The organism is Pantoea alhagi (assembly GCF_002101395.1).
GTDB lineage: Bacteria > Pseudomonadota > Gammaproteobacteria > Enterobacterales > Enterobacteriaceae > Mixta > Mixta alhagi.
On the sequence record NZ_CP019706.1, the window covers coordinates 2,707,355 to 2,733,012 of the forward strand.

The window sequence follows — 25,658 nt, forward strand, 5'->3', positions numbered from 1 at the left end:
ATGCACGCAAGGCGGAAGAAACTAATCGCCCGCGTAGCCCTGGGGCGGAAGTGGCTTGCCATCAAGCCAGGCGGAGTTATCACGCATCACTAAGCGGCCCTCAACGAACCAGTTAATTACCAGCGGATAGATCGCATGTTCCTGATGCTGTACGCGCGCGGTGACCTCTTCTTCGCTGTCGCCGCTGAACACCGGCACTCTGGCCTGTAGGATCACCGGGCCGCCGTCCAGCTGGTCAGTAACAAAATGCACCGAGGTACCATGTTCGCTGTCGCCGTTGGCGATTGCCTGGCGATGCGTATGCAGGCCCGGATATTTTGGCAGCAGAGAAGGGTGGATATTCAGCAGCCGATCCTGATAGTGCGCGACAAAAACCGGGCTAAGGATACGCATATAGCCCGCCAGCACCACCAGATCGGGCGCATACGCATCAATCTCGCGGATAAGCTGGCGATCAAAATCTTCACGTGTTTCATAAGCGGACGAGGAAAGCGCATGGGCGGCAACGCCCGCGCTGCGGGCGCGCTCAAGGCCAAACGCGTTGGCCTTATTGCTGAAAACCGCCGCCACGCGAGCGTTGATCCGGCCCTGCTGACAGGCATCGAGAATCGCCTGCAAATTACTGCCGTTACCCGATATCAGCACGACCAGCCGTTTCATTTGATAACCACACGCTCTTCTGCGTCAGAGGCGCTAATCACGCCAATTTTCCACGCCTGTTCGCCTGCGGCGTTCATCAGCTCAACCGCTTTATCCGCTTCAGCAGCGCTTATCGCAATCACCATGCCGACGCCGCAGTTAAAGGTGCGGTACATCTCATGACGGCTGACGTTGCCCGCCTGCTGCAGCCAGTTAAAGACCGCCGGCCATTGCCAGCTGGCTTCATCAATCACTGCCTGAGTATTTTCCGGCAGCACGCGCGGAATATTTTCCCAGAAGCCGCCGCCGGTAAGGTGGGCGATGGCATGCACATCGACCTGCTCAATCAGGTTAAGAATATTTTTAACGTAGATGCGCGTCGGTGCCAGCAGATGATCGGCCAGCGGCTTGCCGTCGAGCTGTTTGCTTAACGGATCGGTCTGGCTGACTTCAAGAATTTTGCGTACCAGGGAGTAGCCGTTAGAGTGCGGGCCGCTGGAGGCGAGGGCGATCAGCACGTCGCCATCCTGCACTTTGCTGCCGTCAATGATTTCTGACTTTTCCACCACGCCGACGCAAAAACCTGCCACATCGTAATCTTCACCGTGGTACATGCCTGGCATCTCTGCGGTTTCACCGCCAACCAGCGCGCAGCCCGACTGTAAACACCCTTCAGCGATCCCGCTGATAACGGCGGAAGCGGTATCGACATCCAGCTTGCCGGTGGCGTAGTAATCAAGGAAGAACAGCGGTTCAGCACCCTGGACCACCAGATCGTTAACACACATGGCGACCAGATCGATACCGATGGTGTCGTGGCGCTGCAGATCCATCGCCAGACGCAGCTTGGTGCCGACGCCGTCAGTGCCGGAAACCAGCACCGGCTCGCGATATTTTTGCGGCAGCGCACAAAGCGCGCCGAAACCGCCGAGGCCACCCATTACTTCCGGACGGCGGGTCTTTTTTACCACGCCTTTAATACGATCGACTAACGCGTTGCCTGCATCAATATCAACGCCGGCGTCTTTATAGCTGAGAGAGGTCTTGTCGGTCACTGCGGAATCCCCACGCGGTTTTGCGGTTTGAATTAAAGCGGCGCAATTCTAACAGCGCAGGCAAACGTTTGCGAGGCCAGCGTTGCAGATTCTTTATTTTAGATGATGCTTAACAGAGCGCGGAGGTTTTGCTGTTTATTGCCCGATCGCATATGGCGCAGCAGGCAAAAGGCGGTATAATCCGGCGATTTTTTTTTCCGCTCAACACTCCGGGAGTACAACAATGAAGATCGTGGAAGTCAAACACCCGCTCGTCAAACATAAACTGGGCCTGATGCGTGAGCAAGACATTAGCACCAAGCGCTTTCGCGAACTGGCATCTGAAGTGGGGAGTTTGCTGACCTACGAAGCCACCGCCGATCTGGAAACAGAAAAAGTTACCATTGAAGGCTGGAATGGTCCGGTAGAAATCGATCAGATCAAAGGCAAGAAAATCACCGTTGTCCCGATCCTGCGTGCCGGTCTCGGCATGATGGAAGGGGTGCTGGAGCATGTGCCAAGCGCGCGCATCAGCGTGGTAGGCGTTTACCGTGATGAAGAGACGCTGGAGCCGGTTCCTTATTTCCAGAAGCTGGTTTCTAACATCGAAGAACGCATGGCGCTGGTAGTCGATCCCATGCTGGCCACCGGCGGCTCGATGATTGCGACGATCGATCTGCTAAAAAAAGCGGGCTGTAACTCAATCAAGGTACTGGTATTGGTGGCTGCACCGGAAGGTATCGCCGCGCTGGAAAAAGCGCACCCGGACGTTGAGCTCTATACCGCCTCTATCGATCGTGGCCTGAACGAGAAAGGCTACATCATCCCCGGTCTCGGTGACGCGGGCGATAAGATTTTCGGAACCAAATAACTATTCAGCCGACCGCAGAGTCGGCTTTTTTCTGCCAAAAAACAGCCCAGAGGAATACTCCATGACTCGTCGCGCGATTGGCGTTAGCGAACGCCCACCGCTACTGCAAACGATACCGCTCAGTTTTCAGCATCTGTTCGCGATGTTCGGCGCTACGGTGCTGGTGCCGGTTCTGTTTCATATCAATCCGGCCACGGTGCTGTTGTTTAACGGCATCGGTACCTTGCTCTATCTCTTTATCTGTAAAGGAAAAATCCCCGCCTACTTAGGCTCCAGCTTTGCTTTTATCTCGCCGGTGCTGCTACTGCTGCCGCTTGGTTATGAGGTGGCGCTGGGCGGTTTTATCTTGTGCGGCGTGCTGTTTTGTCTGGTGGCGCTGATTGTGAAAAAAGCCGGCACCGGCTGGCTGGATGTGATGTTTCCTCCGGCGGCGATGGGCGCGATTGTCGCCGTTATCGGACTGGAGCTGGCGGGCGTTGCAGCGAATATGGCTGGCCTGCTGCCTGCCAGCGGCGCGACGGTCGATAGCACTGCGGTAACAATTTCGCTGGTGACGCTGGCGGTCACCGTGTTTGGTTCGGTGCTGTTTCGCGGTTTTCTCGCCATCATTCCAATTCTGATCGGCGTGCTGGCAGGCTATCTGCTGTCATGGGCGATGGGCATAGTAGACTGGAGCGGGGTTGAGGCTGCGCCGTGGTTCGCGCTGCCGACTTTCTATACGCCGCGCTTCGAATGGTATGCGATGCTGACGATTATCCCGGCTGCGCTGGTGGTTATCGCCGAGCATATCGGGCATCTGGTGGTCACGGCGAATATCGTGAAAAAAGATCTGATTCGCGATCCAGGGCTGCATCGCTCAATGTTCGCCAACGGTTTCTCAACTATTATTTCCGGCTTTTTCGGCTCAACGCCGAACACCACCTACGGTGAGAATATCGGGGTGATGGCAATTACCCGCGTGTACAGTACCTGGGTTATCGGCGGCGCGGCGATTATCGCTATTCTGCTCTCCTGCATCGGCAAGCTGGCAGCGGCGATTCAGGCAATTCCGGTGCCGGTGATGGGCGGGGTTTCGCTGCTGTTGTATGGCGTAATCGGCGCATCCGGTATTCGCGTACTGATTGAATCAAAAGTGGACTATAACAGGGCGCAAAACCTGATCCTGACCTCGGTAATTTTGATTATTGGCGTCAGCGGAGCGAAGGTACATATCGGCGCGGCTGAACTGAAAGGTATGGCGCTGGCAACGATAGTTGGCGTGGCGCTGAGCCTGATTTTTAAAGTGATTAACGTGCTGCGCCCGGAAGAAGTCATTCTGGACGCACCGGATAAATCGCCGGAGTAAATTCCAGAAGCAGAAAAGGCGCCCCGGGGCGCCTTTTTTAACGCTGCGCTGCTCAGGCCACTGCCAGACGTCGCGTAAACAGGCGACTGGAGAGCCAGTAAACCACGCAGGCCACCACCAGAGAGGTGATCGTCGGCACGCCCCAGTTGCTAAGCAGGCCAACCGCCGCACCGATGACGCTGGCGATAATTGCCGGGAGGCCTATGGCTGGCGTAGTGTCCGGCAGTCTGCCGTTACCACGGCTCTCATCCAGCGCCTGACGATGGGTACGCAGCAGGAAGTAGTCTATCAGCATAATGCCGATCACTGGCGGGAATACCACGCCCAGCACGGTAAGAAAATCGACAAAGCGATCGAGGATCCCCAGCACCGACATCGTAGTACCCAGCACGCCAATAGCCAGCGTGGTGGGGGCATATCTCCACTTATGGCCGGTTAAGCCTTCAATGGCGTTAACGATGCCTAATGAAGAAGAGTAAAGATTCAAATCGTTTACGCGCAGGGTAGAGAACACCACCACCATCATGCCCAAACCGCCCGCGCCCAGCGACATAATTGACACCACGTCATCGGTGCTGAGGCTTTTCGCAATCAGGATCGCCAGACCGTTGATGATGAATTCACCGGCGATAATGGTCAGCAGCGTAATACCCAGCACCTGGCCACTATTGCGCGAGTAACGGGTTAAATCGGGGGTCATCAGGCTGGCAACGATAGCACCGCCGACAACAATGGTAATCCCGGCGCTAATTGACATCGCATCGCCAGCGGGCGCTCGTTGGATAGCCTGGTGCAGGTCATGCCCGGAGAGCGTAACCCACGAAACCCAGCCGACAAGAGCGATAAACAGCGGCACCGCGATACGGGCGGCGATACGCAGCGCGCGAAAGCCGAAGGTCACCAGAATGGTGAGTACGCTGCCGGAAAGCGCGGCCGACCAGCCGAAGCCCAGACGGTTGCCAAACGCCACATCCAGCGACTTGGCAAAAATTGCATTCTGAATGCCAAACCAGCCCAGCAGACTGACAGCGACAATCAGGCCTATCAACACCGAACCCAGACGGCCGAAGCCGCACCAGCGCGCCAGCAGGCTACCAGAAATGCCTTCGCGCATCCCGGCATAACCAAGACCGAAAGTCACAACGCCGAAAATCAGGCTGCCGACGGCAATGGCGATAAAGGCGTCGCCCAGCGTCATAGAGTGGCCCAGCACCGCGCCCAGCATAAACTGATCAAGGGCGGTCAGCATGCCCATATGCACGATAGCGACGCTCAGGAAGGAAACTTTTTTATTCTGCGGTACCCGCGTCAGCGGAAAATCATCTATTTTTATCATGAAAACGGTCCGTGATAATTTCAGATAAACTGAATGCCTTTTTCAAGCAGGCGATGAGGAATATAACTATCAAGCTGTGCGTGAGAACAATATTCTTCAAACTGAGCAAGAGAATGTACATCCGCTTTTTGATAGATATTATAAATACGGTTTTGAATGGTTTTAGGGCTGATGTTATATATTTTGGCTATCTCCTTAACGGAAAGTCGCTGCAGCATAAAAAAAATAATATCCAGCTCCGACTGGGTAAATACGTCACTGGAAACGTCGGTGGTTAATACGCTGGGTTTCTGCTGATTAATATATTTATGAGGCGACAGGCTATTCAGCGGTTTAGCATTCCAGATAACGCCAATATAGTCGCCAACAGAATTATAAATCGGCAGTTTTTCACTGACCCAGGGCGTCAGGTAAGCTTTACCGAACCAGTAATGGGTTTCGATTACTGTGGTTTGGCCGCGTGAGGCTTCGGTGCGACGATCGTGTTCCTGCAAATCATCGGCGCATTCAGCCCAGCTAACGGGAAACTCTGCATCCAGTTTACCGGTAATATCAAAACCTGACGGTGTACCGGTATAGAGCAGGGCGGCTTGATTCATGTACACATGCCGCGACTCCCGGTCTTTTATCCCCCAGGGCTCGTTCAGATGCTCCATCATGGCGATTAAACCAGAGAAATTCTCATCGTTAGCAGGCATAGTCACATTTACCGGTTATTGAAGATCAGAGATCTTTCGCCAGGTAATAGCGCGTATGTTTATGCGCATAATTACCCAAGTGACCATATTCGCGATAACCCAGCTTTTCATAAAAACCTTTCGCCTGAAAACTAAAGGTATCGACATAGGCCATATGACAGCCGCGTGTTCTCGCCTCTTTTTCCGCCTGCAACATCAGCTGACGGCCAAAGCCACGGGCGCGATAATTATCACTCACCCAGAGATATTGCACCTCCAGCCCCCCCCACCAGGTTCTGGCGACCAGGCCGCCAGCAATGGTGCTTTGCTCGTCGCGCAGGGTGATAAACAGCGGATGGATGTCTACTTCGTCGAATTTACTGTTATGCGCCCACAGATTATCTATAACGAAATCTTCATCCATCTGAGCGGGATTATCCGTCACATTAATTTGCATTGTTATATTTTCCTTGAGAAATAGTTATCTAGGATATAATTAAATATATATAAACTCATTAGCACTGGAGTTATTACCATTTTTAATCATATGCAGCAAGAGAGAAATTCCCCCTTTCCAATGTGACGCGAAAAAGGGTAGTTTACCGTTCAGTTAAATGCATGAACCGCAAAATAAAATAAAGATTTTTTAGTGAGCAAGACATTTTAATTATTGCCAACATCAGGGAATTTCATCTTCTTTTATCGCAGAGTCTGCCCGCAATGCTATGGGCAGCACAATGCTGCGATTTCATTTCACGTGAAAAGATGTGTTAAACTACTGCGGTTTTTAGCCCGTTCACGCTTGAGGTGCTTCTGAACACGCCGGCACAACTTTCACTGCCACTCTATTTACCGGATGACGAAACCTTCGCCAGTTTCTGGCCGGGAGAAAATTCGTCCCTGCTGGCTGCACTCAAAGGCGCTTTAGCGCAGGAACATGGCAGTTATCTCTATTTCTGGTCACGTCAGGGCGGCGGACGCAGCCATCTGCTGCATGCCGCCTGTGCTGAAATGTCAACGCGCGGCGATGCCGTTGGCTATGTTCCGCTTGATAAACGTACCTGGTTCGTGCCGGAAGTACTGGATGGCATGGAACAGCTTGCGCTGGTTTGCATCGATAATATCGAATGCATTGCCGGGGAAGATGAGTGGGAGATGGCGATCTTCGATCTCTATAATCGCATTCTGGAAACCGGAAAAACGCGTCTGCTGATCACCGGCGATCGTCCGCCGCGCCAGCTTAATCTTAAGCTGCCGGATCTCGCTTCACGCCTCGACTGGGGCCAAATCTATAAGTTACAGCCGCTCTCGGATGAAGATAAGCTGCAGGCGCTACAGCTACGCGCCAGCCTGCGAGGTTTCGAGCTGCCGGAAGATGTGGGGCGTTTTCTGCTCAAGCGTCTGGATCGTGAGATGCGTACGCTGTTTACCACGCTGGATCGACTCGATCGGGCTTCCATTAGCGCCCAGCGTAAGCTCACCATTCCGTTTGTAAAGGAAATCCTGGCGCTGTAGGTTGATTAACGTCCTTTTTGATATTGCCGGAAGCGCAGCTGTAGCTGACGCAGCTGATCGATACGGGCGTCATAGCGCGCCTGCGTCAAACTGCCCAGCGCCACCTGCGCGCTGGCGCTGCTCAGCGTGGTGATTGCCTGATCTAACTGACCGGTTAACGCCAGGCCCTCTGCACGCGCCGACAGCTCTTCATCACGTCGGTTTTGTGCCGCCGACGCCTGCGCCAGCAGATCCCAACCGTTAGTATCGTCGGGATGCGCCCAGGTATAGCGATTCAGGATGCTGCTGGCCGCCGCAGGCTGTTTGGCCTCCAGGAGCGCATTCGCCAGGTTAAGCTGTAACACCGGGTCGCTACTGCTGGCTTTCTGCGCCATCAGACGCTTTACTGCCGCTTGCGGCTGATTCAGGCCTAAATCAATATCGGTCATGATATCCAGATACCAGACGTTGCCAGGATCTTTTGCCAGCAGCGGCTCGATAATTTTCTTTGCATTAGCAAAGCTTTTGGCTTCCAGGAACAGCAGCGCTCTGCCGTATTGCGCAGCCTGCTGCTGACGTGTATTGCCTTTCGACCACTCTTCCAGCAAATCTTCGCCCAGCTGATTCTGCCCGGTAGCATACATGCCCAGCGCGCGGGCTTTCGCCATGTAGTAATCCTGCGAAGACTGCACCACTACCGGGCGCATCTGGCTGGCCCGATTACGGGCATCGGCCAGACGGCTGTCCGGCAACGGGTGCGTCAGCAGAATTTCCGGCGGCTTAAAGGCGAAACGGGACTGATCCGCCAGCTTCTGTAAAAAATTGGGCATCGCCTGCGGATCGAAACCAGCACGCTGCAGAACCTGGATACCGATCCGATCCGCTTCCTGTTCGTTGTTCTGCGTAAATGAGATCACCCCCTGCCGCGTGCCTGCCAGCGTACCGGCTAAACCCGCCATGCCCGCCTGTGGATTAGCCATTGCCAGCAGAATTGAGCCCAGTGCACCCACCCAGGTGAGTGGGGCGTTACGCTGCTGCTCTTCCATCGCACGTGCCAGATGACGCTGAGTCACGTGCGAAATTTCGTGTGCCAATACCGAGGCGAGCTGACTTTCATTGTCGCTGGTACGGAACAGGGCTGAATGCAGCACAACGTTACCGCCAAAGAAGGCGAAGGCGTTTATTTCATCATTGCGGATCAGGTAGAAATGAAAAGGCGTGCGGACTGAACTGGCGTGGGCGACCAGCCGCATGCCAAGCTGATTAATGTACTGGTTAAGCAGGGGATCATTGATCAGCGGTGCACTGGCCCGCAGCTGGCGAACGTAAAAATCGCCCATCTGCAGTTCCTGATTGATCGATAACGTACCGCCTGCGGTAGTGCCAATATCGGGAAGCGTATCAGCGATGTCGGCCTGGGAAGGAAGCACGTTGCCAGCCAGCAGCGTGACTATGAGTGAAGCGATCACAGTTTTCTTCAAGTGATTAAACATACATCTTCCCCAGGGCAAAGAGTAACGTTTCGACCGATCCCGGTCCTGATAGTTCATATACCAGCGCAGCAGCCACGCTCAGGGCGTTATCTTAGCGAGGTAAACTGCATAATGAAATGGCTGTTTAAGCCTGATGCCATAAGGGAAAAACAGTGATTCAGGTCACGGCGGAAGTTCAAAGTTGTGTAAACTTATTCAGAGAAATTGAAAGTGGCATGAGATTTGATTAAGCATCTTCTGAAAATCAACTGTTGATAATGTAGAGAGATTTTTAAAATCGTTAATAACGCTGAAGCTATGGTTAAAAACAGTCTCTGCTGTCGATTTTAAAATGGACTTGTTGATAGATTAATTTCAACAAAAAGTGACGAAACTAAGATCCATGATTAATTAAAGAAATCGCGCCATTACCTGCTTTGCTTGTTTGTTTTCTGCTTTATATCGGATCGCTCGGGGTGTTTTTTATTATAAGGTAATTCTTAATCTGCCGATCCAGAGATTAAATAGCATTAATTAACGAAAAATAAAGAAAACAACGATGATTGTTGTGGGTTATTTTTTCTTATTGAAACCACTTCGATAATGTCGCTGCGTAACCTGTATTTCCCCGATAAGACTCTGTGATATAGATAAAAAAGGCCGCTAAGAGATAGAGATGGAGATTCCCTCCTGGCGCCGCTGAATATCCATCGGGGAGAAAAAAATGCGTTATGCAGTTAAGGGGTTTTTGTTGGCTTCTCTGCCAGACGCAGGCGGTGCGGGAGTTTATTTAGCGGCAGGGTTCAGCAATAAAATTATGTGGCAAATAAAATGCAGTAACAGATCGCGAGCGTCTCTCGGATGAGATATTTCTTATCTTATCGAAGGGCGCTTGTTCGCCTGAAAATCGGGAAAAGGTTCTGCTGCAGATATAATACTTTCAGTTTTCTATGACTAACATCCTCTTTTAAAGGAGTGCTTTTTTATGCGTCCCGTAACTTATATCGTCGTGGCGGCTCTGGCCGGTTTTGTCGGCGGTAATGTGCTTCAGGCACCACAGCTCTATGACAAAGTCACTAACCATATCGCTAACAGCAAAAGCGAGCCGGAAGGCTTCTGGTCAACGCCAGCTATCGCTAACTATGGCAAAATTCATTACGTGGATACGCCCGCTTATAATCCGCGTAATGATGCTAACCTCAGCAATAAGATCGTCTTTCAGCTTAATAAAAACGACGGTGACATCAAGGATCCGCACCTGGGCCTGGAGCGCGTTGCGCGCGTTGTTAACCTCTATTATGCGGCAGGTATTCCACTGAATAAGCTCAACTTTGTGGTATCAATGAACGGCGATGCCGTGATTGCCGGACTGAATAATGAAGAATTCCATAAAGCTTACGGTATTGATAACCCCAACCTTAAGTTGATTAGCGAGCTGGAAAAGGCGGGCGTAAAAGTCACGGTTTGCGATCAGTCGGTGGCCTTCCATCATATTGATCGTGAGTGGATTGATAAATCAGTGACCCATACTATTTCCAGCGGGACAACCGTCGCCACGCTGCAAAATCAGGGTTATGCGCTGTTAATGCTCTGATTATATATCTTTTTCTCTCTGTGTAACGCTATCCAAAATGACGCCGCCAGTGGCGGTGTCATTTTTTGCATTTTCGCCCAGCTTATTCCTTTCCTGCTGCTCAGGCTCAATTACCGACCTAAGAAAAATCTTAATAAACTGCGCTGAGTCGTTTTTCTGCTTGCTCAATCCATGTACAATTGAGACGTGCATCTCACCAGGGCACCTGTAGCACGATAAGTATTGATAATAAAAGCACCACAAGGCGCAAAAGAAATGATAAACACAATCGAGGCGAATCCATGTTAAGGCTGCCAAGGCCGAAAACGGATTTGCGGACGCTTATTACCCTGCTGGCCGTGGCCAGTATCGTTATTACCCTTGCTAATTCCTTGTACGCCGCCTGGCGCGTTCAGCGTGAACAACTGATTACTAATACGCTGGAGGCGAATCGGGTTTATGCTGCCAAACTGGCTGCCTCGACCGGGCAGTTTTTTCAGCAGGCGCAGTCACAGCTAGCCTGGAGCGCTACCGAGCTTAGCGATCGCTTTGATGATGAAGCGCTGTTGCAGAAAGAGGTTGAGCGTCTTCGGCAGCAAACCAACAGCTTTAATTCGGTGGTGGTGGTTGATGCCGCCGGTTGGGTGCGCGCAATTTCACCTGAGTCGTTGACGCTGAAGGGCATGCAGTTGCATACCGACAGCGCGCGTGAAGCGCTGGCACGGCGCACCGCGTTGATAGGGCAGCCCAGCCTTTCGGCAGCAAATAACCTGATCGTGTTTGTTTCCCGCCCGGTTTGGTCTGCGACCGGCAGCTATCTTGGGTACATTGGCGGTACCATTTATCTGAAGCGTAAAAGCATTCTGCATGAACTGCTGCTTAGTCAGTTTTACCGTGACGGAACGCAACTTTATGTGCTGAATCGTGATAACCGCGTGCTTTACCACCAGAATGGCCAGCTGGTTGGGAAGAAAATTGCGCCGCTGCTGCAGCAGGATGCGATCGCCTATGCCAGCAGCGGCTATCAGGAAGTGACTGATGAGCGGGGCGTGCCAATGCTGGCGGGCTACGCGCACGTGCCGGATTCCGACTGGACCATTCTGGTGCTCAAGCAAACCAGCGTGACGTTGGCACCGCTTAGCAGCCTGTTGTTTCAGGTCATACAGCATTCACTGCCGCTGGCGCTGATGACGCTGGCAGCAGCCTGGCTGCTGGCGCGGCTGATCGCCATGCCGCTGTGGCAGCTGGCGCGTAAAGCTGGCCAAATGGATGAACAGGATGCCGCCGTAGAAATTAGCCGTATTCGCTCCTGGTATTTTGAAGCATCACAAATCAAGCGGGCACTGCTTTCCGGTATTGGGCTGATGCAAACCAAAATCGGCCAGCTGAAATCAGAGGCGCAAACCGATCCGCTGACGCAGTTGCTTAACCGTCGTGGCCTGCAGGCGGTGCTGGACTACCTTGCCACCACGCGCCAGCCATTTGCCGTGCTGGCGCTCGACATCGATCATTTCAAGCAGGTTAATGATACCTGGGGACATGGTGCTGGCGACCGGGTTATCCAGCAGGTGGCGCAACAGCTGAAAAGCTATGCGCGGCAAACTGACGTAGCTTGCCGCAGCGGCGGTGAAGAGTTTTTAATGATCCTGCCGGGGGCCGATCATGACACGGCGATGAAGATGGCGGAACGCTTACGCCAGGCAACGCAGCGTCAGGCGATCGATCCGGTTGGTGAGGTGACGCTGTCGATTGGGGTCAGCTGCTGGCTATCCGATCGCGAGGTGATTGCATCCTGTTTCCGGCGCGCCGATGAGGCGCTGTATCGCGCTAAGCGTGGCGGTAGAAACTGTGTGATTGCCGCAGCGGCGCAGTCAGAGAACGAGACGCCGCTCTGTGAAAGCTAACGCTTAAGGTTGTTCTGTTTTCTGCGGCGCATTTCAGTACAATCGTCAGCCTTGTTGATACAGGGAAGGATACGCCGTGCTGGCTCTTTTGATTCAATGGTATCGCCGTCGCTTTAGCGATCCGGAGGCGATTGCCCTGCTGGTAATATTGCTGGCAGCTTTTTTTATCCTGTTTTTTTTCAGCGATTTGCTGGCGCCGCTGCTGGTGGCGCTGGTAATGGCTTATCTGCTGGAGTGGCCCACGGTGCGTCTGGAGCGGCTGGGCTGTTCCCGCAGCGGGGCCACTACCATTGTGCTGGCGTTCTTTGTAGGCGTTCTGCTGCTTTTTGTGCTGGTGGTCGCGCCGGTGGCCTGGCAGCAGGGCATCCATTTAGTGCGTGACATGCCGAATATGCTGAATAAGCTTTACACCTTCTCTGCCGGACTGCCGGCACGGTTTCCGGCGCTGGCCGATGCCGGTATCGTTGATATTGTGATCGAGAATCTGCGAAGCCGGCTGTCAGGCGTTGGCGAGTCAGTAGTGAAATATTCGCTGGCTTCGCTGGTGGGCTTAATGACGCTGGCAATCTATCTGGTGCTGGTGCCGCTGATGCTCTTTTTCCTGCTAAAGGATAAGCAGCAGATGCTGAATGCGGTGCGCCGTGTGCTGCCGCGCAATCGCGGTCTGGCGGGGCAGGTCTGGAGCGAGATGAATCAGCAGATCACTAACTATATTCGCGGCAAAGTGCTGGAAATGGTGGTGGTCGGCGTCGCGACCTGGATCGCTTTTCTGGTGCTGGGGCTGAATTACGCGCTACTGCTGGCGGTATTGGTTGGGCTGTCGGTGCTGATCCCTTATATCGGTGCGCTGGCGGTTACCCTGCCGGTGATCTGCGTGGGGCTTTTTCAGTGGGGGCTGGGTAGCGATTTCTGGACGATGATAATTGTCTATCTGGTTATCCAGGCGCTGGATGGCAACGTGCTGGTGCCGGTGCTCTTCTCCGAAGCGGTAAATTTACATCCGTTGGTGATTATTCTTGCGGTGGTGATTTTCGGCGGGCTATGGGGCTTTTGGGGCGTGTTTTTCGCCATTCCGCTGGCGACGCTTATCAAAGCGGTGGTCCATGCCTGGCCTGAGGATACTTCAGGCGGTGAGTTTCAGTAAGGTTGTGTGGCGTCGTTGACGCCACGCGTTTTCTCAGGCTGATTTCAGATAAGCCATCACAATATCGTAGTGATTGCTGGTTTTAAAATCATCGAAAACCTTCTCAACATAGCCGTTGGCATCAATCAAAAAGCTGATGCGGTGAATGCCGTCGTAGGTTTTCCCCATAAAGGTTTTCTCTCCCCAGACGCCAAACTGCTGGCTGACTTCATGAGTTTCATCCGAGAGCAGCGTAAAATTTAACAGCTCTTTTTCGGCAAAACGCGATAGCTTTTCCGGCTTATCGGTACTGATACCTAAAACCTCTACGCCCGCTTTTTTAAATTCATCCATATTGTCACGCAGGCCGCACGCCTGAACGGTGCAACCGGGCGTCATCGCTTTGGGATAGAAATAAACCAAAACGCGCTGTCCCTGGAAGTCGGTTAAATTTACTTGTTCGCCATCCTGATCGGGCAAACTAAATTTCGGTGCGATATCACCGGCTTTCAGTGGATTCATCACTCATCTCCATTTTTTCATCATGCTGCGGATAATTGACCACGCTAATAGTGCCTTGCGCATGAAGTTCTGTACATAGGGCGTGAAACGCCTGCTCGATTAATGTCGCGTCCCGGTGTGCCGGGCTGTGAGCCGTAATTTGAATATAGAGCAAGGGTGGCTGATGTTCTTGCGTTAACTGAGTACGCGAAACCAGTTCTGCGATATTCATCTGGTGTGAATCAAAGAGATCGGTAAAACGTTCGATAATATGCGGCGAGTCGTTGACTTCCACCTGCACCCAAACGGTTTCCGGCATTGGCGGTCGGCGGCTGGCGTTGGTGCGCTTCATTACAATCAGCAGCTCCATCTCGGCACCCTTCAGCGGCAGCGTAGACTCAATTAAGGTAATCGCGTTCCAGCTGCCGGAAAGCAGCATGATAAAGGTAAACTCTTCACCCAGCATGGCCAGGCGGCTGTCTTCGATATTACAGCCGCAGCTGCTGACGTGACGAGTAATGGCATTGACGATCCCAGGACGATCGACGCCCAACGCCGTAATAACTAAAAAGTGTTGCGGTGTCTGCGGCAAAATAACTTTTCCTGTGGGGTGAGCTGATAAGTAATGGTAATAACCCGTAGGTAAACATAAAAAATACCCTCTGCCAAGCGCTCCCGGCCCCTGGTCGCTTGCTTTTCCCCGCCGGTCAAACGTACCATGAAGTACTTGTTTGTCGAGGGGATGGCCAATGTTCACGGGAAGTATTGTTGCGCTCGTTACGCCAATGGATGACAAAGGTAATGTCTGCCGTGCGAGCCTGAAAAAACTGATTGATTATCATGTCGAGAGCGGAACATCCGCCATCGTTTCTGTGGGAACCACCGGCGAATCCGCAACGCTTAGCCATGATGAGCACGGCGATGTGGTGATGATGACGCTTGACCTGGCCGACGGTCGTATTCCGGTAATTGCCGGAACCGGCGCGAATGCTACCGCAGAAGGCATCTCTCTGACCAAACGCTTTGAAAATAGTGGCGTTATCGGCTGCCTTACCGTAACGCCTTATTACAACCGCCCGACCCAAGAAGGGCTGTATCAGCACTTTAAAGCGATCGCGGAAAGTACCGATCTGCCGCAAATGCTGTATAACGTACCCTCGCGCACCGGTTGCGATATGCTGCCCGAAACGGTGGCGCGCCTGGCGAAAATCAAAAATATTATCGGGATCAAAGAGGCAACCGGGAACTTATCCCGCGTCAGCCAGCTCCAAGAGCTGGTTGATGATGAGTTCGTACTGGTCAGCGGCGATGACGCTACCGCACTGGACTTTATGCAGCTGGGCGGCCACGGCGTGATTTCCGTTACGGCGAATATCGCCGCACGTGAAATGGTTGAACTGTGTCGGCTGGCGCGCGAAGGCAACTTCGCCGAGGCGCGTCATCTAAACCAGCGCCTGATGCATCTGCATCAGAAATTGTTTGTTGAATCTAATCCTGTTCCGGTGAAATGGGCCGCGAAAAAACTGGGATTAATCGCGACCGATACCCTGCGCCTGCCAATGGTTCCGTTATCCGCGGCGGCGTGTCCGGTTGTGGAGCAGGCGCTGAAAAATGCGGGTCTGCTGTAATTTAGGGAGAGTTAATGGCTTATTCAGTAAAAAAGTCCACGGTTGCGACTATCGTTGGGCTATCCACGGTGATGCTGCTGGCAGGGTGTTCCAACGATCAGCGCTATAAGCGTCAGGTCAGCGGAGATGAAACTTACCTGCAGGCGGCTGAGCTGCAGGATTTACGCGCGCCGGCAGGAATGATTCTGCCGCTGCAAAATGGAGATTACGACGTGCCGCGCGCCAACGCGAACGGCGCGATGGGCAAACAGCTGGACATTCGTCCGCCAGCTCAGCCGCTGGCGCTGATGAACGGCGCACGTGCGCAGTTTAGCGGCAATACTGGCGTGTTGATGATGGAGAACAGCCGCAGCGGTTCAATCTGGTCACAGGTGGTCAATGTGGTGCAGTCTTACCACTTCCCGATCGCCGCGCGTCAGGATGCCAGCCAGCAACTGACCACCGACTGGGTGGAGTGGAACCGTGCGGATGAAGATAACCAGTACCGTGGCCGCTATCAGATCAGTGTCCAGCAGCAAGGGTATCAGCAGGCGCTGACCGTAAAACTGCTGCAGCTGCAGCAGGCGGGTAAAGATATTACTTCGCCAACGCAGATCCAGCGTTATACCGCGCAGATGCTGAACGACATCAGCACCGGCCTGGATAAGATGGATACTGCCGCACAGGATGCTGCGGCTAACCGCAGCGCCGCACAGATTGATGTGCAGAGCGGCGCGGATGATACCGGCTTACCGAACCTGATTCTGCGTGCGCCGTTTAATGTCACCTGGCAGCGTCTGCCGGCGGCGTTGAAGCGTATCGGCATGGAAGTGACCGACAGCAACCGTTCGCAGGGTAGCATGGCGGTTACCTATAACGCGCCGGGCGACAGCACCTGGGATGAAATCGGTGCTAAAGATCCGCAGTTGCCGAACGGCGATTATAAGCTGCAGGTCGGCGACCTTGATAACCGCAGCAGCCTGCAGTTTATCGATCCGAAAGGCCACGTACTGACGCAGTCGCAAAACGACGCGCTGGTGGCGGTCTTCCAGGCAGCCCTGAGCCAGTAAAAAAAAGGCCGGAAAATTCCGGCCTTTTTTATTGAATTTTGGCATAATGTCGCGCGGCGACGTAAACGATTGCGTCGTGCAGTTATGGCCATTCACACTTTTCCCAGTTTGGAGTTTATCAAGATGCAAAAGCTAGCTGAGTTGTATCGCGGCAAAGCGAAAACCGTTTACAGCACCGAAAACCCGGATCTGTTGGTACTCGAATTCCGCAATGATACGTCAGCAGGAGACGGCGCGCGTATTGAACAGTTTGATCGCAAGGGAATGGTAAACAACAAGTTTAACTATTTCATCATGCGTAAGCTGGAAGAGGCGGGCATTCCAACTCAGATGGAGGCGCTGCTCTCAGATAACGAAGCGCTGGTAAAAAAACTGGAGATGGTGCCGGTTGAATGCGTTATCCGTAACCGTGCGGCGGGTTCGCTGGTGAAACGTTTGGGCGTGGAGGAGGGGATCGTCCTCAATCCCCCGCTGTTCGATCTGTTTTTGAAAGATGATGCCAAACACGATCCAATGGTCAACGAATCCTACTGCGAGACCTTTGGCTGGGTAAATAAAGAGAATCTGGCGCGCATGCGTGAGCTGACCTACAAGGCTAACGAGGTGCTCAGCAAACTGTTTGACGATGCCGGTCTGATCCTGGTGGACTTCAAGCTGGAGTTCGGTCTCTACAAAGGCGAAGTCACGCTGGGCGATGAATTTTCACCAGACGGTGCCCGCCTGTGGGACAAGCAGACCATGAACAAAATGGATAAAGATCGCTTTCGCCAGAGCCTGGGCGGCGTGATCGAAGCTTACGAAGAAGTGGCGCAGCGTCTGGGCGTTAAGCTCGACTAAACTTCCCGCCCGTGGCCGACGCGCATATGCCGTCGGCCTGGTTCCCCATCATTGTTCCCCTCCGCTTTTTCCGTTACCCTTCCATTCCGCGTGCCGCTCGCTGGTTATTCAGCGCCGTCGCGACTAGAATTTGCCGTATTCGCCAGGAATCAGTAACAGGGGAAAGTCATGCGTTGGCAAGGGCGTCGCGAAAGCGACAATGTAGAAGATCGTCGGAATCAGTCTCCCACCGTGGGCGTCGGCCGCATGCGCATTCCACGTGGTAAAGGCGGGATTATCCTGCTGGTGGTGGTGATAGTTGCCAGTTATTACGGCTATGATTTGTCCCCATTGCTTACCGGCGGCGGGTCAGTTACCCAGCAAAGCCAGACGCAGCGCATCAGTCCGCAGGATGATGAAGCGGCAAAGTTTACCTCAGTGATCCTCGCCACAACGGAAGATACCTGGCAAAAACTCTTTACCCAGATGGGCAAAGAGTATCAGCCGCCGCATCTGGTTATGTACCGCAATGCTACACGTACCGGCTGCGGTACCGGACAATCGGTGATGGGCCCGTTCTATTGTCCGACGGATAGCACCGTTTATATCGATCTCTCTTTTTATGATGAACTGAAAAACAAGCTGGGCGCCGGGGGCGACTTCGCACAGGGCTATGTTATTGCGCATGAGGTAGGGCATCACGTGCAGAAACTGCTGGGCATTGAACCGAAAGTACGCCAGATGCAGCAGGGCGCCTCACAAAGCCAGGTGAATCAGCTGTCGGTGAAACTGGAGCTACAGGCGGATTGCTTTGCAGGCGTCTGGGGTCACTATATGCAGCAGCAGCAGATTCTGGAGCCGGGCGACCTGCAGGAAGCGCTAAATGCGGCTGAAGCGATTGGCGACGATCGGCTCCAGCAGCAGAGCCAGGGGCGCGTCACCCCGGACAGCTTTACCCACGGCAGCTCGGAACAGCGTTACAGCTGGTTTAAACAAGGCTTTGATTCTGGCAATCCGGGCCGATGCGATACGTTCGCCGCCGCTAAATAAAGATGCTGTTATCCGTTACCGCTGAGATGCAGCGTACCGGCATTCGGCGGCTGGCGGTGCTTGCTGGCGATCCTGACTGGTGTGACGAGCAGGCGCAGCAATGGCAACAGGCGCTGGCGGGAGACTGGCTTTGTCTTAGTGACGATCCGCAGTTGCCCAACAGCGTTGCGCCTTCAGCGCTGCGCAATCTGTTAGGGCAAGAATTCCGCCATGCTATCTTTGATGCCCGTCAGGGATTTCACAGTGAAGCCTTTGCTGCGCTGGCTGGCACGCTTAGTGCCGGAAGCTGGCTGCTGCTGCTGACGCCGCCCTGGAAGACGTGGTCCCGGCATCCTGACAGCGACTCGCTACGCTGGAGCGAAAGCGACATGCCCATTGGCACGCCCCATTTTATCTCTCATTTACAGTGTCAGCTTTATGCGGATCAACAGGTGTTGCTGCATCAGCAGCATCAGCCCTGCCGCATGCCAACCTCTTTATCGCTATCTTCGTGGCAGCCCGCCGGGTTACAGCAGCAGCAGCGGCTGCTCAGCCACTTTTTGCAGGCGCCGCCCGGCATCTCTGTGCTGACCGCCGCCCGTGGACGCGGGAAGTCGGCGCTGGCTGGCATGCTGATGCAGCGTTGGCCGGGACGTTGTCTGGTTACCGCGCCGGCGAAAGTCTCGACAGAGGTGCTGGCCCGTTTTGCCGGTGAACGCTTTGCCTTTATCGCACCCGATGCGCTGCTGGCCAGCGCGGAGCCGCAGCAGGCTGACTGGCTGATTATTGACGAGGCGGCGGCTATTCCGGCACCGCTGCTGCAGCGTCTGATAACGCGCTTCCCGCGCGTATTATTAACCACCACCGTACAGGGCTATGAAGGCACCGGGCGCGGCTTTTTGCTGAAATTCTGTGCCGCATTGCCGCAGGCGCGTTTTTATCAGCTGGATGAGCCGCTACGCTGGCGTCAGGGCGATCCGCTGGAAAGCCTGATCAATGCTGCGCTGCTGCTGGATGAGGCGCAAGGCACAACATACAGCGCGACAGGTAAGGAATTAACGATCGCCGGGTGCGGACAGCAGGATGGGCCGCGTCTGCTGGCGCTCTATCGGCTGTTAACCAGCGCGCATTATCGCACCACGCCGCTTGATTTACGCCGCCTGATGGATGCGCCAGGGCAACAATTTATTGCTGCGGAAAGCGCTTGCGGAGAGGTCTGCGGAGCGGTATGGCTGGTGGCGGAAGGAGGGCTTACCGCTGAGCTGGCCTGGCAGGTATGGGCCGGGCTGCGGCGTCCGCGTGGCAACCTGGTCGCGCAGTCTCTGGCCGCTCATGCCGGTTTTCCGCAGGCCGCACAGCTGCGATCGCAGCGCATCAGCCGCATTGCCGTTGCGCCGGGCCTGCGACGGCAGCAGGTGGGCAGCCGAATGGTTGAGTTTGCCCGCCAGCAGGCGCAGGGGCTGGACTATCTTTCAGTGAGCTTTGGTTTTACTGAGGAACTGTGGCGCTTTTGGCAGCGCTGCGGTTTTACTCTGGCGCGTATCGCTACGCAGCGAGAGGCGAGCAGCGGCTGCTATAGCGCAATGGCTATTCTGCCGTTGAGCGAGGCTGGGGAGCTGCTGAGCCAGCAGGCGGAGCAGCAGCTGGCGCGCGATCTTTTCTGGCTGCAGCCGTTAATTGATGAGCCGATTCCGCTGGCAATCGATACTCAGCCGTCGCTGAATGAGGCGGACTGGCTGGCGCTGGCCGGTTTTGCTTTTGCCCATCGGCCTTTCGAGGTTAGCCTGCCGGCGCTGGGGCGTCTGCTGCTGGCTGGCGAAAGCAGCGAGCTGGCGCTCTGGCACGCTATTATCCAGCGCAGGCCGCTGGGCGACATCTGCCGCGATCTGGGCCTGAGCGGACGCAAGGCGCTGCTGGGCAGATGGCGCGTTGAAGCTCAACAGCTGATGCGGCAGCTGAATGATGAGCGCTGTGAAAATGCCCAACGCACGCTTTCAACATTGAGATAAATCCAGGCTTATTTTCCTTTCCAGACCTGCTTTCGCTGTAAACGTCTTATAGTTAATAGCGAGGAGGATGTTATGAAACTTAACCATTTTGTTGTGCAAAGTCCGTCCGCTCCCCCAACGCAGCTGTTTTTGCTCTATCATGCCGCCGGTGATAACCCGGTCTCAATGGGACAGATTGGCAGTTGGTTTGCAGAAGTCTTTCCGCAGGCGCTGGTGGTGAGTATTGGCGGGCCGGAAGCAGGTGGTCCCGCGCCAGGCCGTCAGTGGTACAGTGAAAGCGCGTTGCAGGATGTCAGCCTGCAGCAACAGGTCGATGAGGCCATGCCCCAGTTTTTGCAGTCGGTGCAAGAGTGGCAGCAGCTTAGCGGCGTACAGCCTGAGGCGACGGCGCTGATCGGTTTTTCGCAGGGCAGTGTGATGGTGCTGGAGAGCAGCAAGGCGCAGCCAGCGCTGGCGGGCAGGATCGTGGCCTTTAGCGGTCGTTATGCCAGCCTGCCGGAACAGGCCAGCGTCAAAACCACCATTCATTTGATTCATGGCGAAAATGATGAGGTTTATCAGGCTGAACTGGCGCAGCAGGCGGCGGAGCGTCTGATCTCGCTGGGCGGGGATGTGACGCTGGATATCGTGGAGGATTTACCGCACGCTATCGATCAGCGCAGCATGAACCTGGCGCTGGATCATCTGCGTTATACCGTGCCGCGCCGCTATTTTGAAGAGGCGCTCAGCAGCGGTAAGCCTGGCGATGATGTGGTAACTTTTATTTAATCATGCAACAGCAAAAGGGCAGCGCTCGCTGCTGCCCCCGGACTATTTCTTTTTCGGCCAGTCGTCTTCATCATCCCACTTATCGTTAAAATCACGATGTGGCGGTAGATCGGGCTTATTCGCCATAAATTTTTTGTGATCGATGCGCTTCAGATCTTTATAAACGTTGACCATGACGCCAACCAGCAACAGGATCACAATGATCCACCAGTAATCTTTTACCCATTCCATGATGTTTCCTCCTGAAGAACGCTTATGCGATCAGCTGCTCCATGATGCGTTGATACATACGGCTCAGCAGCTGCAAATCGGATGCCTTCACGCACTCATTGATTTTATGAATGGTGGCGTTAACCGGCCCCAGCTCCACTACCTGAGCGCCCATGCGGGCAATAAAACGCCCATCGGACGTACCGCCGGTAGTCTGTAGCTCAGGCCTGGTTTCAGTATAGTGTTCAACTGCATTGATTACCGCATCCACCAGCTGGCCGCGAGTGGTCAGGAACGGTTGTCCGGAGAGTTTCCATTCAAGGGAATAGCGCAACTGATGGCGATCCAGCAGGTCGGCAACGCGCTGGCGAATATCTGCATCGGTCAGTTCGGTGCTGAAGCGGAAGTTAAATTGCACAAACAGCTCGCCGGGGATCACGTTATTGCTGCCGGTTCCGGCCTGGACGTTGGCAATCTGCATACTGGTTGGCGGGAAAAATTCGTTGCCCCGATCCCATTCGGTGGCGACAAGTTCATTCAGCGCGGGCAGGGCGCGATGTACCGGATTATCCGCCAGATGGGGATAGGCAACGTGTCCCTGTACGCCATGAATGGTCAGGTTAGCGGTTATCGAGCCGCGACGGCCGTTTTTCACCACGTCGCCCACCTGGACCGTACTGGAGGGCTCGCCAACCAGACAGTAATCCAGGCGCTCATTACGCGCCATCAGGTGTTCAACCACCTTTACCGTCCCGTGGGTAGCGTTGGCTTCCTCATCGGAGGTGATCAGAAACGCCAGACGCCCGCGATGATGAGGGTGGGCGGCGACAAAACGCTCCGCAGCCACCACCATGGCCGCCAGCGAGCCTTTCATATCGGCAGCGCCGCGACCAAACAGCATGCCGTCGCGAATAGTGGGCTCAAACGGCGGATTGATCCAACGGCTGGTATCACCGGGCGGCACCACATCAGTATGACCGGCAAAAGCCAGCGTTTCGCCCTGACCGCGCCAGGCCCAGAAATTCTGCGTATCGGCAATATTGATGGGTTCAACGGTGAAGCCAATGGCCTGCAGACGCTCAATCATTAGCGCCTGGCATCCGGCATCATCAGGACTCAGCGAAGGGCGACGAATAAGCTGCTGCGCCAGCTCAATAACCGGACAAAACATACTATGACTTCTCCTGAATAAACTGCTGGTAGTCGTTTTCATTAAAACCCAGCAGCATAGATCCGTCTGCCGCAGTGAGCAATGGACGTTTGATCAGCGCCGGCTGATCCAGCATTAACGCTTTTGCCGCTTCCGCGTTATCGATCGCTGCTTTTTCCTCTGCAGAAAGTTTGCGCCAGGTGGTGCCGCGCGTATTTAACAGCGCCTGCCAGCCGAGCGTATCGATAAAACCTTGTAACAGGTCGCTGTTTAATCCATCCGCCCGATAGTCATGGTAATGATAATCAACGGGCTGGCTGTCGAGAAAGCGACGCGCTTTTTTAATGGTGTCGCAGTTTTTGATGCCGTAAATCTTGAACATAATTTTCGGTGCTCTTAAATGCTGTCTGTATTGCAGAATAGGTAGCAGGTCTCAAAGCAGTAACGACAACCGGACCGCCAAAAACAAAATTGCTTTATCTGGTCAGCTACAGGTTTTTGTCATAAACATGATTGTAACGATAAAGTCAGGATCATTCAGCCGTTACGCACTTATCACGCTTTTTCATACCGGACCGGGCACCCTACCCGTGAAGCCCGAAGCGGCTCAGAGCGTCCCGCTATTTTTGTAACCATCGCCATAATATCAAAGCCATAGCACTGACGGCTGCACCGGCCAGACATACTGCATGCCAGCCCCAGTGGGCATAAAGTTGCGTAGCGATGATCGCCCCTGACGCGCTGCCCAGAGAATAAAAACACATATAGGCACCGACAACGCGGCTTTGTGCATCAGGCCTGGCGGCAAATATCAGGCTCTGGTTAGTTACGTGAACCGCCTGGACAGCGAAGTCCAGCAGGATAACCCCCAACGCCAGCAGTAACAGGGAAGTTTCGGCAAAAGCGATGGGCAGCCAGGAAAACGTTAACAGTGCCAGCGCTATGCCAGTGGTGCGATGCCCCATGCCCTGGTCAGCCCACAGCCCGGCTTTAGAGGCAGCCAGGGCACCAGCGATGCCAGCCAGCCCAAAGAGCCCAATTTGGGTATGAGAAAGCGAACGCTCACTTAGCGGCAATACCATTGATGTCCAGAACATGCTGAAGGCAGTAAAAATAAGCAGGGCAAAAACGCTTCTGACTCTCAGCGTGGCGTCAGCGATAAACAGCCTGATTAGCGACAGCATGAGCGTCCGATAAGATGCTTTTAGTGGCGCAAGCGGGGTAGCAGGAATCGCTTTACCAAGCACGGCGGCCATGATCAGCATCAGACATGCTGAACTAAGGTAGACGGCCCGCCATCCGGAAAAATCAGCAATAAGCCCGGCAATAAAACGCGCCAGCAGGATCCCCAGAACCACCCCACTGGTTACGGTGCCAACGGCTTTACCCCGCCGCTGTGGCGCAGCAAGCAGAGCCGTATAGGCCACGATGACCTGAACCACGACGGCCATCAGACCAACAAAAAACATTGCGGCCAGAAGCGAGGCCCAGTGCCAGGAAAAGCCAGCAATGATCAGGGCCAGAGCTGAAAGCAGAGCCTGAGCAATAATGAGCTTTTTTCGATTAAGCAGATCGCCAAGTGGTACCAAAAAGAATAATCCCACTGCATATCCCGTCTGAGTAACGGTAACCACCATGCCGATTAAACCGGGCTGCACATTGAGGCTGTCAGCCATCGACTCAAGAAGTGGCTGAGCAAAATAAACGTTTGCAACAGAGCAAGCGCAGGCCACAGAAAAGAGAAAAGTCAGCCACGGCGTTAATATCGGTTTTATAGCCATCATTCTTTCCATTGTGAATGTGGTTTCTTTTTGAAACCACTTTGACGTCTGGTTTATCAGCTGAGGTTTTTTTTTGCAACTACCTTTGTTTGCAATTAAGCTGAGCACATATGAGAACACAGAGAAAAGAAGAGCTGAGATGGCTAAACAGGAATCATTAAGTAACGGGGAATGCCCTGTCGCCAGGACATTAGAGGCGATCGGTGAGCGCTGGTGCCTGATGATAATCCGGGAAGCTTTTGACGATGTGCGAAGGTTTGGTGAATTTCAAAAAAATCTGGGGCTTGCCAGAAATATTCTGGCTGCAAGACTTAAAAAGCTGGTTGAAACAGGCATTTTTACCGTCTCTCCTGCCTCAGACGGCAGCGCCTATAAAGAATATGTCCTGACTGAAAAAGGTCGTTCTGTATTTCCGATAGTGATAGCGATGCGGCAGTGGGGAGAGCAATACCTGTTCGGGAAAGGTGAAATGCATTCGGTACTGCTCGACAATGAGCATAATCAGGCCATTCTGCCACTGGAGGTGCGTTCAGCCTGCGGAGATAAACTGAGGCCAGAGCAGTGTCATCGCCAGCGGATCATTAAGCAATAAAGGTATTGATCAGGTAGCTGACTTTTATTTTACGCTGCTGTGTAATGAACAGATTATTGCCGCAGATAAATAAAAAGGCCTCTGCTGGTAAAAGGCCTTTACTATATTATTCACCGGCTACGGAACAGGACGGCTTTAGTTTCTCAGGCGGTAGATATCTGAAAAATATAAATAGCCTTTCTTATCATACTGCTTTGTAAGGCGTTGTTTCTCCGATTCAGTCAACACATTACCGTCGAGAAGTGTTTTAATAAAGGCTTCCCGTACATGGACTTCTATATACCAGTCGCCCGTATAGCAATTCTTCCAGGCTCCTTTGTCAATATCTGCCACTCTGTAGGAGGGGTTAATATGAAAAAAGAAAAAGAAATTACAAATAATAAAGATGATACAGCAGACGCTATATTCGATATTTCCAAATGAATCAGAATAGAGTAACAGGCTCATGGTTAACACGAACAGAAAACACATTAACCCGTAAAGGCCCGGATAGAGTTTGATAAAGGAAACGTCAAAGTAGGGCCGATCGTTTCGGTTTTCTTCCCGGTTGATTTTGTCTAACTCTTCCTGCAAAAGAGTGTTAAGTTCATTGTTCATCGCTTAAGCCTTGTAAATATCGTCGTATTAATGATTAATTATTTCAGTGCGTTAACATCT

The 25,658-nt window shown here is 53.5% G+C and carries 27 protein-coding genes; 13 read left to right on the plus strand and 14 right to left on the minus strand.

Going from position 1 to position 25,658, the window contains the following annotated elements; translation table 11 throughout:
- Nucleotides 1-21 precede the first annotated feature (21 nt).
- Nucleotides 22-660: a phosphoribosylglycinamide formyltransferase gene (gene purN, locus B1H58_RS12635; RefSeq protein ID WP_085070791.1), complete on the minus strand. Its 639-nt coding sequence runs from the start codon at nucleotides 658-660 to the stop codon at nucleotides 22-24.
- Nucleotides 657-1,694 (minus strand): phosphoribosylformylglycinamidine cyclo-ligase, encoded by a 1,038-nt coding sequence (gene purM, locus B1H58_RS12640; protein WP_085070793.1) that lies wholly within the window; start codon nucleotides 1,692-1,694, stop codon nucleotides 657-659. Before purM ends, purN begins: the two co-directional genes overlap by 4 nt.
- 223 nt (nucleotides 1,695-1,917) lie before the next feature.
- Here purM and upp point away from each other — a divergent pair, with 223 nt between their 5' ends.
- Both upp and uraA read left to right on the plus strand, forming a co-directional pair.
- Complete coding sequence (gene upp / locus B1H58_RS12645) at nucleotides 1,918-2,544, plus strand: uracil phosphoribosyltransferase (protein ID WP_085070795.1); 627 nt, start codon at nucleotides 1,918-1,920, stop codon at nucleotides 2,542-2,544.
- A 61-nt stretch (nucleotides 2,545-2,605) separates the two neighbouring features.
- A complete protein-coding gene (gene uraA, locus B1H58_RS12650; protein ID WP_085070797.1) occupies nucleotides 2,606-3,889 on the plus strand; it encodes a uracil permease in 1,284 nt (427 codons plus the stop codon).
- A gap of 52 nt (nucleotides 3,890-3,941) precedes the next feature.
- Here uraA and B1H58_RS12655 read toward each other — a convergent pair whose 3' ends face one another.
- From B1H58_RS12655 to B1H58_RS12665, 3 genes are read right to left on the minus strand one after another with little or no spacing between them, the layout of a single operon-like run.
- Nucleotides 3,942-5,225 (minus strand): purine-cytosine permease family protein, encoded by a 1,284-nt coding sequence (locus B1H58_RS12655; protein WP_085070798.1) that lies wholly within the window; start codon nucleotides 5,223-5,225, stop codon nucleotides 3,942-3,944.
- A gap of 20 nt (nucleotides 5,226-5,245) precedes the next feature.
- A complete protein-coding gene (locus B1H58_RS12660) occupies nucleotides 5,246-5,923 on the minus strand; it encodes a helix-turn-helix transcriptional regulator (RefSeq protein ID WP_085070800.1) in 678 nt (225 codons plus the stop codon).
- A gap of 25 nt (nucleotides 5,924-5,948) precedes the next feature.
- Nucleotides 5,949-6,359, minus strand: coding sequence for a GNAT family N-acetyltransferase (locus B1H58_RS12665; protein WP_085070802.1), 411 nt, complete (start codon nucleotides 6,357-6,359; stop codon nucleotides 5,949-5,951).
- Between the two features lie 356 nt (nucleotides 6,360-6,715).
- On the opposite strand from B1H58_RS12665, the gene hda reads away from it, so the two are divergent.
- The gene (gene hda, locus B1H58_RS12670; protein WP_237172496.1) at nucleotides 6,716-7,417 is read left to right on the plus strand and encodes a DnaA inactivator Hda; all 702 of its coding nucleotides are present in this window, start codon (nucleotides 6,716-6,718) and stop codon (nucleotides 7,415-7,417) included.
- Nucleotides 7,418-7,422: 5 nt separating this feature from the next.
- Here the strand turns inward: hda and bepA are convergent, their stop codons facing one another.
- Nucleotides 7,423-8,889: a beta-barrel assembly-enhancing protease gene (gene bepA, locus B1H58_RS12675; RefSeq protein WP_085070806.1), complete on the minus strand. Its 1,467-nt coding sequence runs from the start codon at nucleotides 8,887-8,889 to the stop codon at nucleotides 7,423-7,425.
- A 964-nt stretch (nucleotides 8,890-9,853) separates the two neighbouring features.
- Between bepA and B1H58_RS12680 the strand changes: the two genes are divergently transcribed.
- The gene (locus B1H58_RS12680) at nucleotides 9,854-10,462 is read left to right on the plus strand and encodes a DsrE family protein (protein ID WP_085070808.1); all 609 of its coding nucleotides are present in this window, start codon (nucleotides 9,854-9,856) and stop codon (nucleotides 10,460-10,462) included.
- On the opposite strand, the gene B1H58_RS12685 is transcribed toward B1H58_RS12680, so the two are convergent.
- Nucleotides 10,463-10,654, minus strand: a complete 192-nt coding sequence (locus B1H58_RS12685; protein ID WP_085070810.1) for a hypothetical protein — start codon at nucleotides 10,652-10,654, stop codon at nucleotides 10,463-10,465.
- A gap of 89 nt (nucleotides 10,655-10,743) precedes the next feature.
- Between B1H58_RS12685 and B1H58_RS12690 the strand changes: the two genes are divergently transcribed.
- Together B1H58_RS12690 and B1H58_RS12695 are read left to right on the plus strand one after the other, a co-directional pair.
- Nucleotides 10,744-12,345 carry a sensor domain-containing diguanylate cyclase gene (locus B1H58_RS12690; protein ID WP_085070812.1) on the plus strand — a complete coding sequence of 534 codons (1,602 nt, stop codon included), beginning with the start codon at nucleotides 10,744-10,746 and terminating at the stop codon, nucleotides 12,343-12,345.
- Nucleotides 12,346-12,421: 76 nt separating this feature from the next.
- Nucleotides 12,422-13,489, plus strand: coding sequence for an AI-2E family transporter (locus tag B1H58_RS12695; protein WP_085070814.1), 1,068 nt, complete (start codon nucleotides 12,422-12,424; stop codon nucleotides 13,487-13,489).
- Nucleotides 13,490-13,522: 33 nt separating this feature from the next.
- On the opposite strand, the gene bcp is transcribed toward B1H58_RS12695, so the two are convergent.
- Together bcp and B1H58_RS12705 are read right to left on the minus strand one after the other, a co-directional pair.
- On the minus strand, nucleotides 13,523-13,990 hold the full coding sequence (gene bcp, locus B1H58_RS12700; RefSeq protein ID WP_085070816.1) for a thioredoxin-dependent thiol peroxidase: 468 nt from the start codon (nucleotides 13,988-13,990) through the stop codon (nucleotides 13,523-13,525).
- Nucleotides 13,968-14,561, minus strand: coding sequence for a glycine cleavage system transcriptional repressor (locus B1H58_RS12705; protein WP_085070818.1), 594 nt, complete (start codon nucleotides 14,559-14,561; stop codon nucleotides 13,968-13,970). Before B1H58_RS12705 ends, bcp begins: the two co-directional genes overlap by 23 nt.
- A 157-nt stretch (nucleotides 14,562-14,718) precedes the next feature.
- Here B1H58_RS12705 and dapA point away from each other — a divergent pair, with 157 nt between their 5' ends.
- The 6 genes from dapA to ypfH all read left to right on the plus strand — a co-directional run bounded on the left by dapA (nucleotide 14,719) and on the right by ypfH (nucleotide 21,268).
- Nucleotides 14,719-15,597, plus strand: coding sequence for a 4-hydroxy-tetrahydrodipicolinate synthase (gene dapA / locus B1H58_RS12710; protein ID WP_085070820.1), 879 nt, complete (start codon nucleotides 14,719-14,721; stop codon nucleotides 15,595-15,597).
- A gap of 14 nt (nucleotides 15,598-15,611) precedes the next feature.
- A complete protein-coding gene (bamC, locus tag B1H58_RS12715) occupies nucleotides 15,612-16,646 on the plus strand; it encodes an outer membrane protein assembly factor BamC (RefSeq protein ID WP_085070822.1) in 1,035 nt (344 codons plus the stop codon).
- Between the two features lie 123 nt (nucleotides 16,647-16,769).
- Nucleotides 16,770-17,483: a phosphoribosylaminoimidazolesuccinocarboxamide synthase gene (purC, locus tag B1H58_RS12720; protein WP_085072305.1), complete on the plus strand. Its 714-nt coding sequence runs from the start codon at nucleotides 16,770-16,772 to the stop codon at nucleotides 17,481-17,483.
- A gap of 168 nt (nucleotides 17,484-17,651) precedes the next feature.
- Nucleotides 17,652-18,512, plus strand: a complete 861-nt coding sequence (gene ypfJ / locus B1H58_RS12725; protein ID WP_085070824.1) for a KPN_02809 family neutral zinc metallopeptidase — start codon at nucleotides 17,652-17,654, stop codon at nucleotides 18,510-18,512.
- 2 nt (nucleotides 18,513-18,514) lie between these two features.
- Nucleotides 18,515-20,500, plus strand: coding sequence for a tRNA(Met) cytidine acetyltransferase TmcA (locus B1H58_RS12730; RefSeq protein ID WP_085070826.1), 1,986 nt, complete (start codon nucleotides 18,515-18,517; stop codon nucleotides 20,498-20,500).
- A 72-nt stretch (nucleotides 20,501-20,572) separates the two neighbouring features.
- The gene (gene ypfH, locus B1H58_RS12735) at nucleotides 20,573-21,268 is read left to right on the plus strand and encodes an esterase (protein ID WP_085070828.1); all 696 of its coding nucleotides are present in this window, start codon (nucleotides 20,573-20,575) and stop codon (nucleotides 21,266-21,268) included.
- A 42-nt stretch (nucleotides 21,269-21,310) separates the two neighbouring features.
- Here the strand turns inward: ypfH and B1H58_RS12740 are convergent, their stop codons facing one another.
- The 4 genes from B1H58_RS12740 to B1H58_RS12755 all read right to left on the minus strand — a co-directional run bounded on the left by B1H58_RS12740 (nucleotide 21,311) and on the right by B1H58_RS12755 (nucleotide 24,421).
- Nucleotides 21,311-21,499: a YpfN family protein gene (locus B1H58_RS12740; RefSeq protein WP_085070830.1), complete on the minus strand. Its 189-nt coding sequence runs from the start codon at nucleotides 21,497-21,499 to the stop codon at nucleotides 21,311-21,313.
- 22 nt (nucleotides 21,500-21,521) lie between these two features.
- Nucleotides 21,522-22,649: a succinyl-diaminopimelate desuccinylase gene (dapE, locus tag B1H58_RS12745; protein ID WP_085070832.1), complete on the minus strand. Its 1,128-nt coding sequence runs from the start codon at nucleotides 22,647-22,649 to the stop codon at nucleotides 21,522-21,524.
- A gap of 1 nt (nucleotide 22,650) precedes the next feature.
- Nucleotides 22,651-23,010: an ArsC family reductase gene (locus B1H58_RS12750; protein WP_085070834.1), complete on the minus strand. Its 360-nt coding sequence runs from the start codon at nucleotides 23,008-23,010 to the stop codon at nucleotides 22,651-22,653.
- 238 nt (nucleotides 23,011-23,248) lie between these two features.
- Nucleotides 23,249-24,421, minus strand: a complete 1,173-nt coding sequence (locus tag B1H58_RS12755; RefSeq protein ID WP_085070836.1) for an MFS transporter — start codon at nucleotides 24,419-24,421, stop codon at nucleotides 23,249-23,251.
- A gap of 127 nt (nucleotides 24,422-24,548) precedes the next feature.
- Here B1H58_RS12755 and B1H58_RS12760 point away from each other — a divergent pair, with 127 nt between their 5' ends.
- On the plus strand, nucleotides 24,549-25,001 hold the full coding sequence (locus B1H58_RS12760) for a winged helix-turn-helix transcriptional regulator (RefSeq protein WP_085070838.1): 453 nt from the start codon (nucleotides 24,549-24,551) through the stop codon (nucleotides 24,999-25,001).
- 135 nt (nucleotides 25,002-25,136) lie between these two features.
- Here B1H58_RS12760 and B1H58_RS12765 read toward each other — a convergent pair whose 3' ends face one another.
- Entirely contained in the window at nucleotides 25,137-25,598 is a 462-nt protein-coding gene (locus B1H58_RS12765; protein ID WP_085070840.1) for a YlaC family protein, read from the minus strand.
- Between the last annotated feature and the right edge of the window lie 60 nt (nucleotides 25,599-25,658).

Coding starts and splice junctions, on each gene's coding strand:
- bamC (WP_085070822.1), top strand. CDS start 15,612: ATGGCTTATTCAGTAAAAAAGTCCACGGTTGCGACTATCGTTGGGCTA.
- dapE (WP_085070832.1), bottom strand. CDS start 22,649: ATGTTTTGTCCGGTTATTGAGCTGGCGCAGCAGCTTATTCGTCGCCCT.
- bepA (WP_085070806.1), bottom strand. CDS start 8,889: ATGTTTAATCACTTGAAGAAAACTGTGATCGCTTCACTCATAGTCACG.
- B1H58_RS12740 (WP_085070830.1), bottom strand. CDS start 21,499: ATGGAATGGGTAAAAGATTACTGGTGGATCATTGTGATCCTGTTGCTG.
- B1H58_RS12685 (WP_085070810.1), bottom strand. CDS start 10,654: ATGCACGTCTCAATTGTACATGGATTGAGCAAGCAGAAAAACGACTCA.
- B1H58_RS12760 (WP_085070838.1), top strand. CDS start 24,549: ATGGCTAAACAGGAATCATTAAGTAACGGGGAATGCCCTGTCGCCAGG.
- uraA (WP_085070797.1), top strand. CDS start 2,606: ATGACTCGTCGCGCGATTGGCGTTAGCGAACGCCCACCGCTACTGCAA.
- B1H58_RS12655 (WP_085070798.1), bottom strand. CDS start 5,225: ATGATAAAAATAGATGATTTTCCGCTGACGCGGGTACCGCAGAATAAA.
- purC (WP_085072305.1), top strand. CDS start 16,770: ATGCAAAAGCTAGCTGAGTTGTATCGCGGCAAAGCGAAAACCGTTTAC.
- B1H58_RS12660 (WP_085070800.1), bottom strand. CDS start 5,923: ATGCCTGCTAACGATGAGAATTTCTCTGGTTTAATCGCCATGATGGAG.
- B1H58_RS12765 (WP_085070840.1), bottom strand. CDS start 25,598: ATGAACAATGAACTTAACACTCTTTTGCAGGAAGAGTTAGACAAAATC.
- upp (WP_085070795.1), top strand. CDS start 1,918: ATGAAGATCGTGGAAGTCAAACACCCGCTCGTCAAACATAAACTGGGC.
- B1H58_RS12750 (WP_085070834.1), bottom strand. CDS start 23,010: ATGTTCAAGATTTACGGCATCAAAAACTGCGACACCATTAAAAAAGCG.
- bcp (WP_085070816.1), bottom strand. CDS start 13,990: ATGAATCCACTGAAAGCCGGTGATATCGCACCGAAATTTAGTTTGCCC.
- B1H58_RS12665 (WP_085070802.1), bottom strand. CDS start 6,359: ATGCAAATTAATGTGACGGATAATCCCGCTCAGATGGATGAAGATTTC.
- B1H58_RS12730 (WP_085070826.1), top strand. CDS start 18,515: ATGCTGTTATCCGTTACCGCTGAGATGCAGCGTACCGGCATTCGGCGG.
- B1H58_RS12680 (WP_085070808.1), top strand. CDS start 9,854: ATGCGTCCCGTAACTTATATCGTCGTGGCGGCTCTGGCCGGTTTTGTC.
- purN (WP_085070791.1), bottom strand. CDS start 660: ATGAAACGGCTGGTCGTGCTGATATCGGGTAACGGCAGTAATTTGCAG.
- B1H58_RS12690 (WP_085070812.1), top strand. CDS start 10,744: ATGTTAAGGCTGCCAAGGCCGAAAACGGATTTGCGGACGCTTATTACC.
- dapA (WP_085070820.1), top strand. CDS start 14,719: ATGTTCACGGGAAGTATTGTTGCGCTCGTTACGCCAATGGATGACAAA.
- ypfJ (WP_085070824.1), top strand. CDS start 17,652: ATGCGTTGGCAAGGGCGTCGCGAAAGCGACAATGTAGAAGATCGTCGG.
- ypfH (WP_085070828.1), top strand. CDS start 20,573: ATGAAACTTAACCATTTTGTTGTGCAAAGTCCGTCCGCTCCCCCAACG.
- B1H58_RS12755 (WP_085070836.1), bottom strand. CDS start 24,421: ATGGAAAGAATGATGGCTATAAAACCGATATTAACGCCGTGGCTGACT.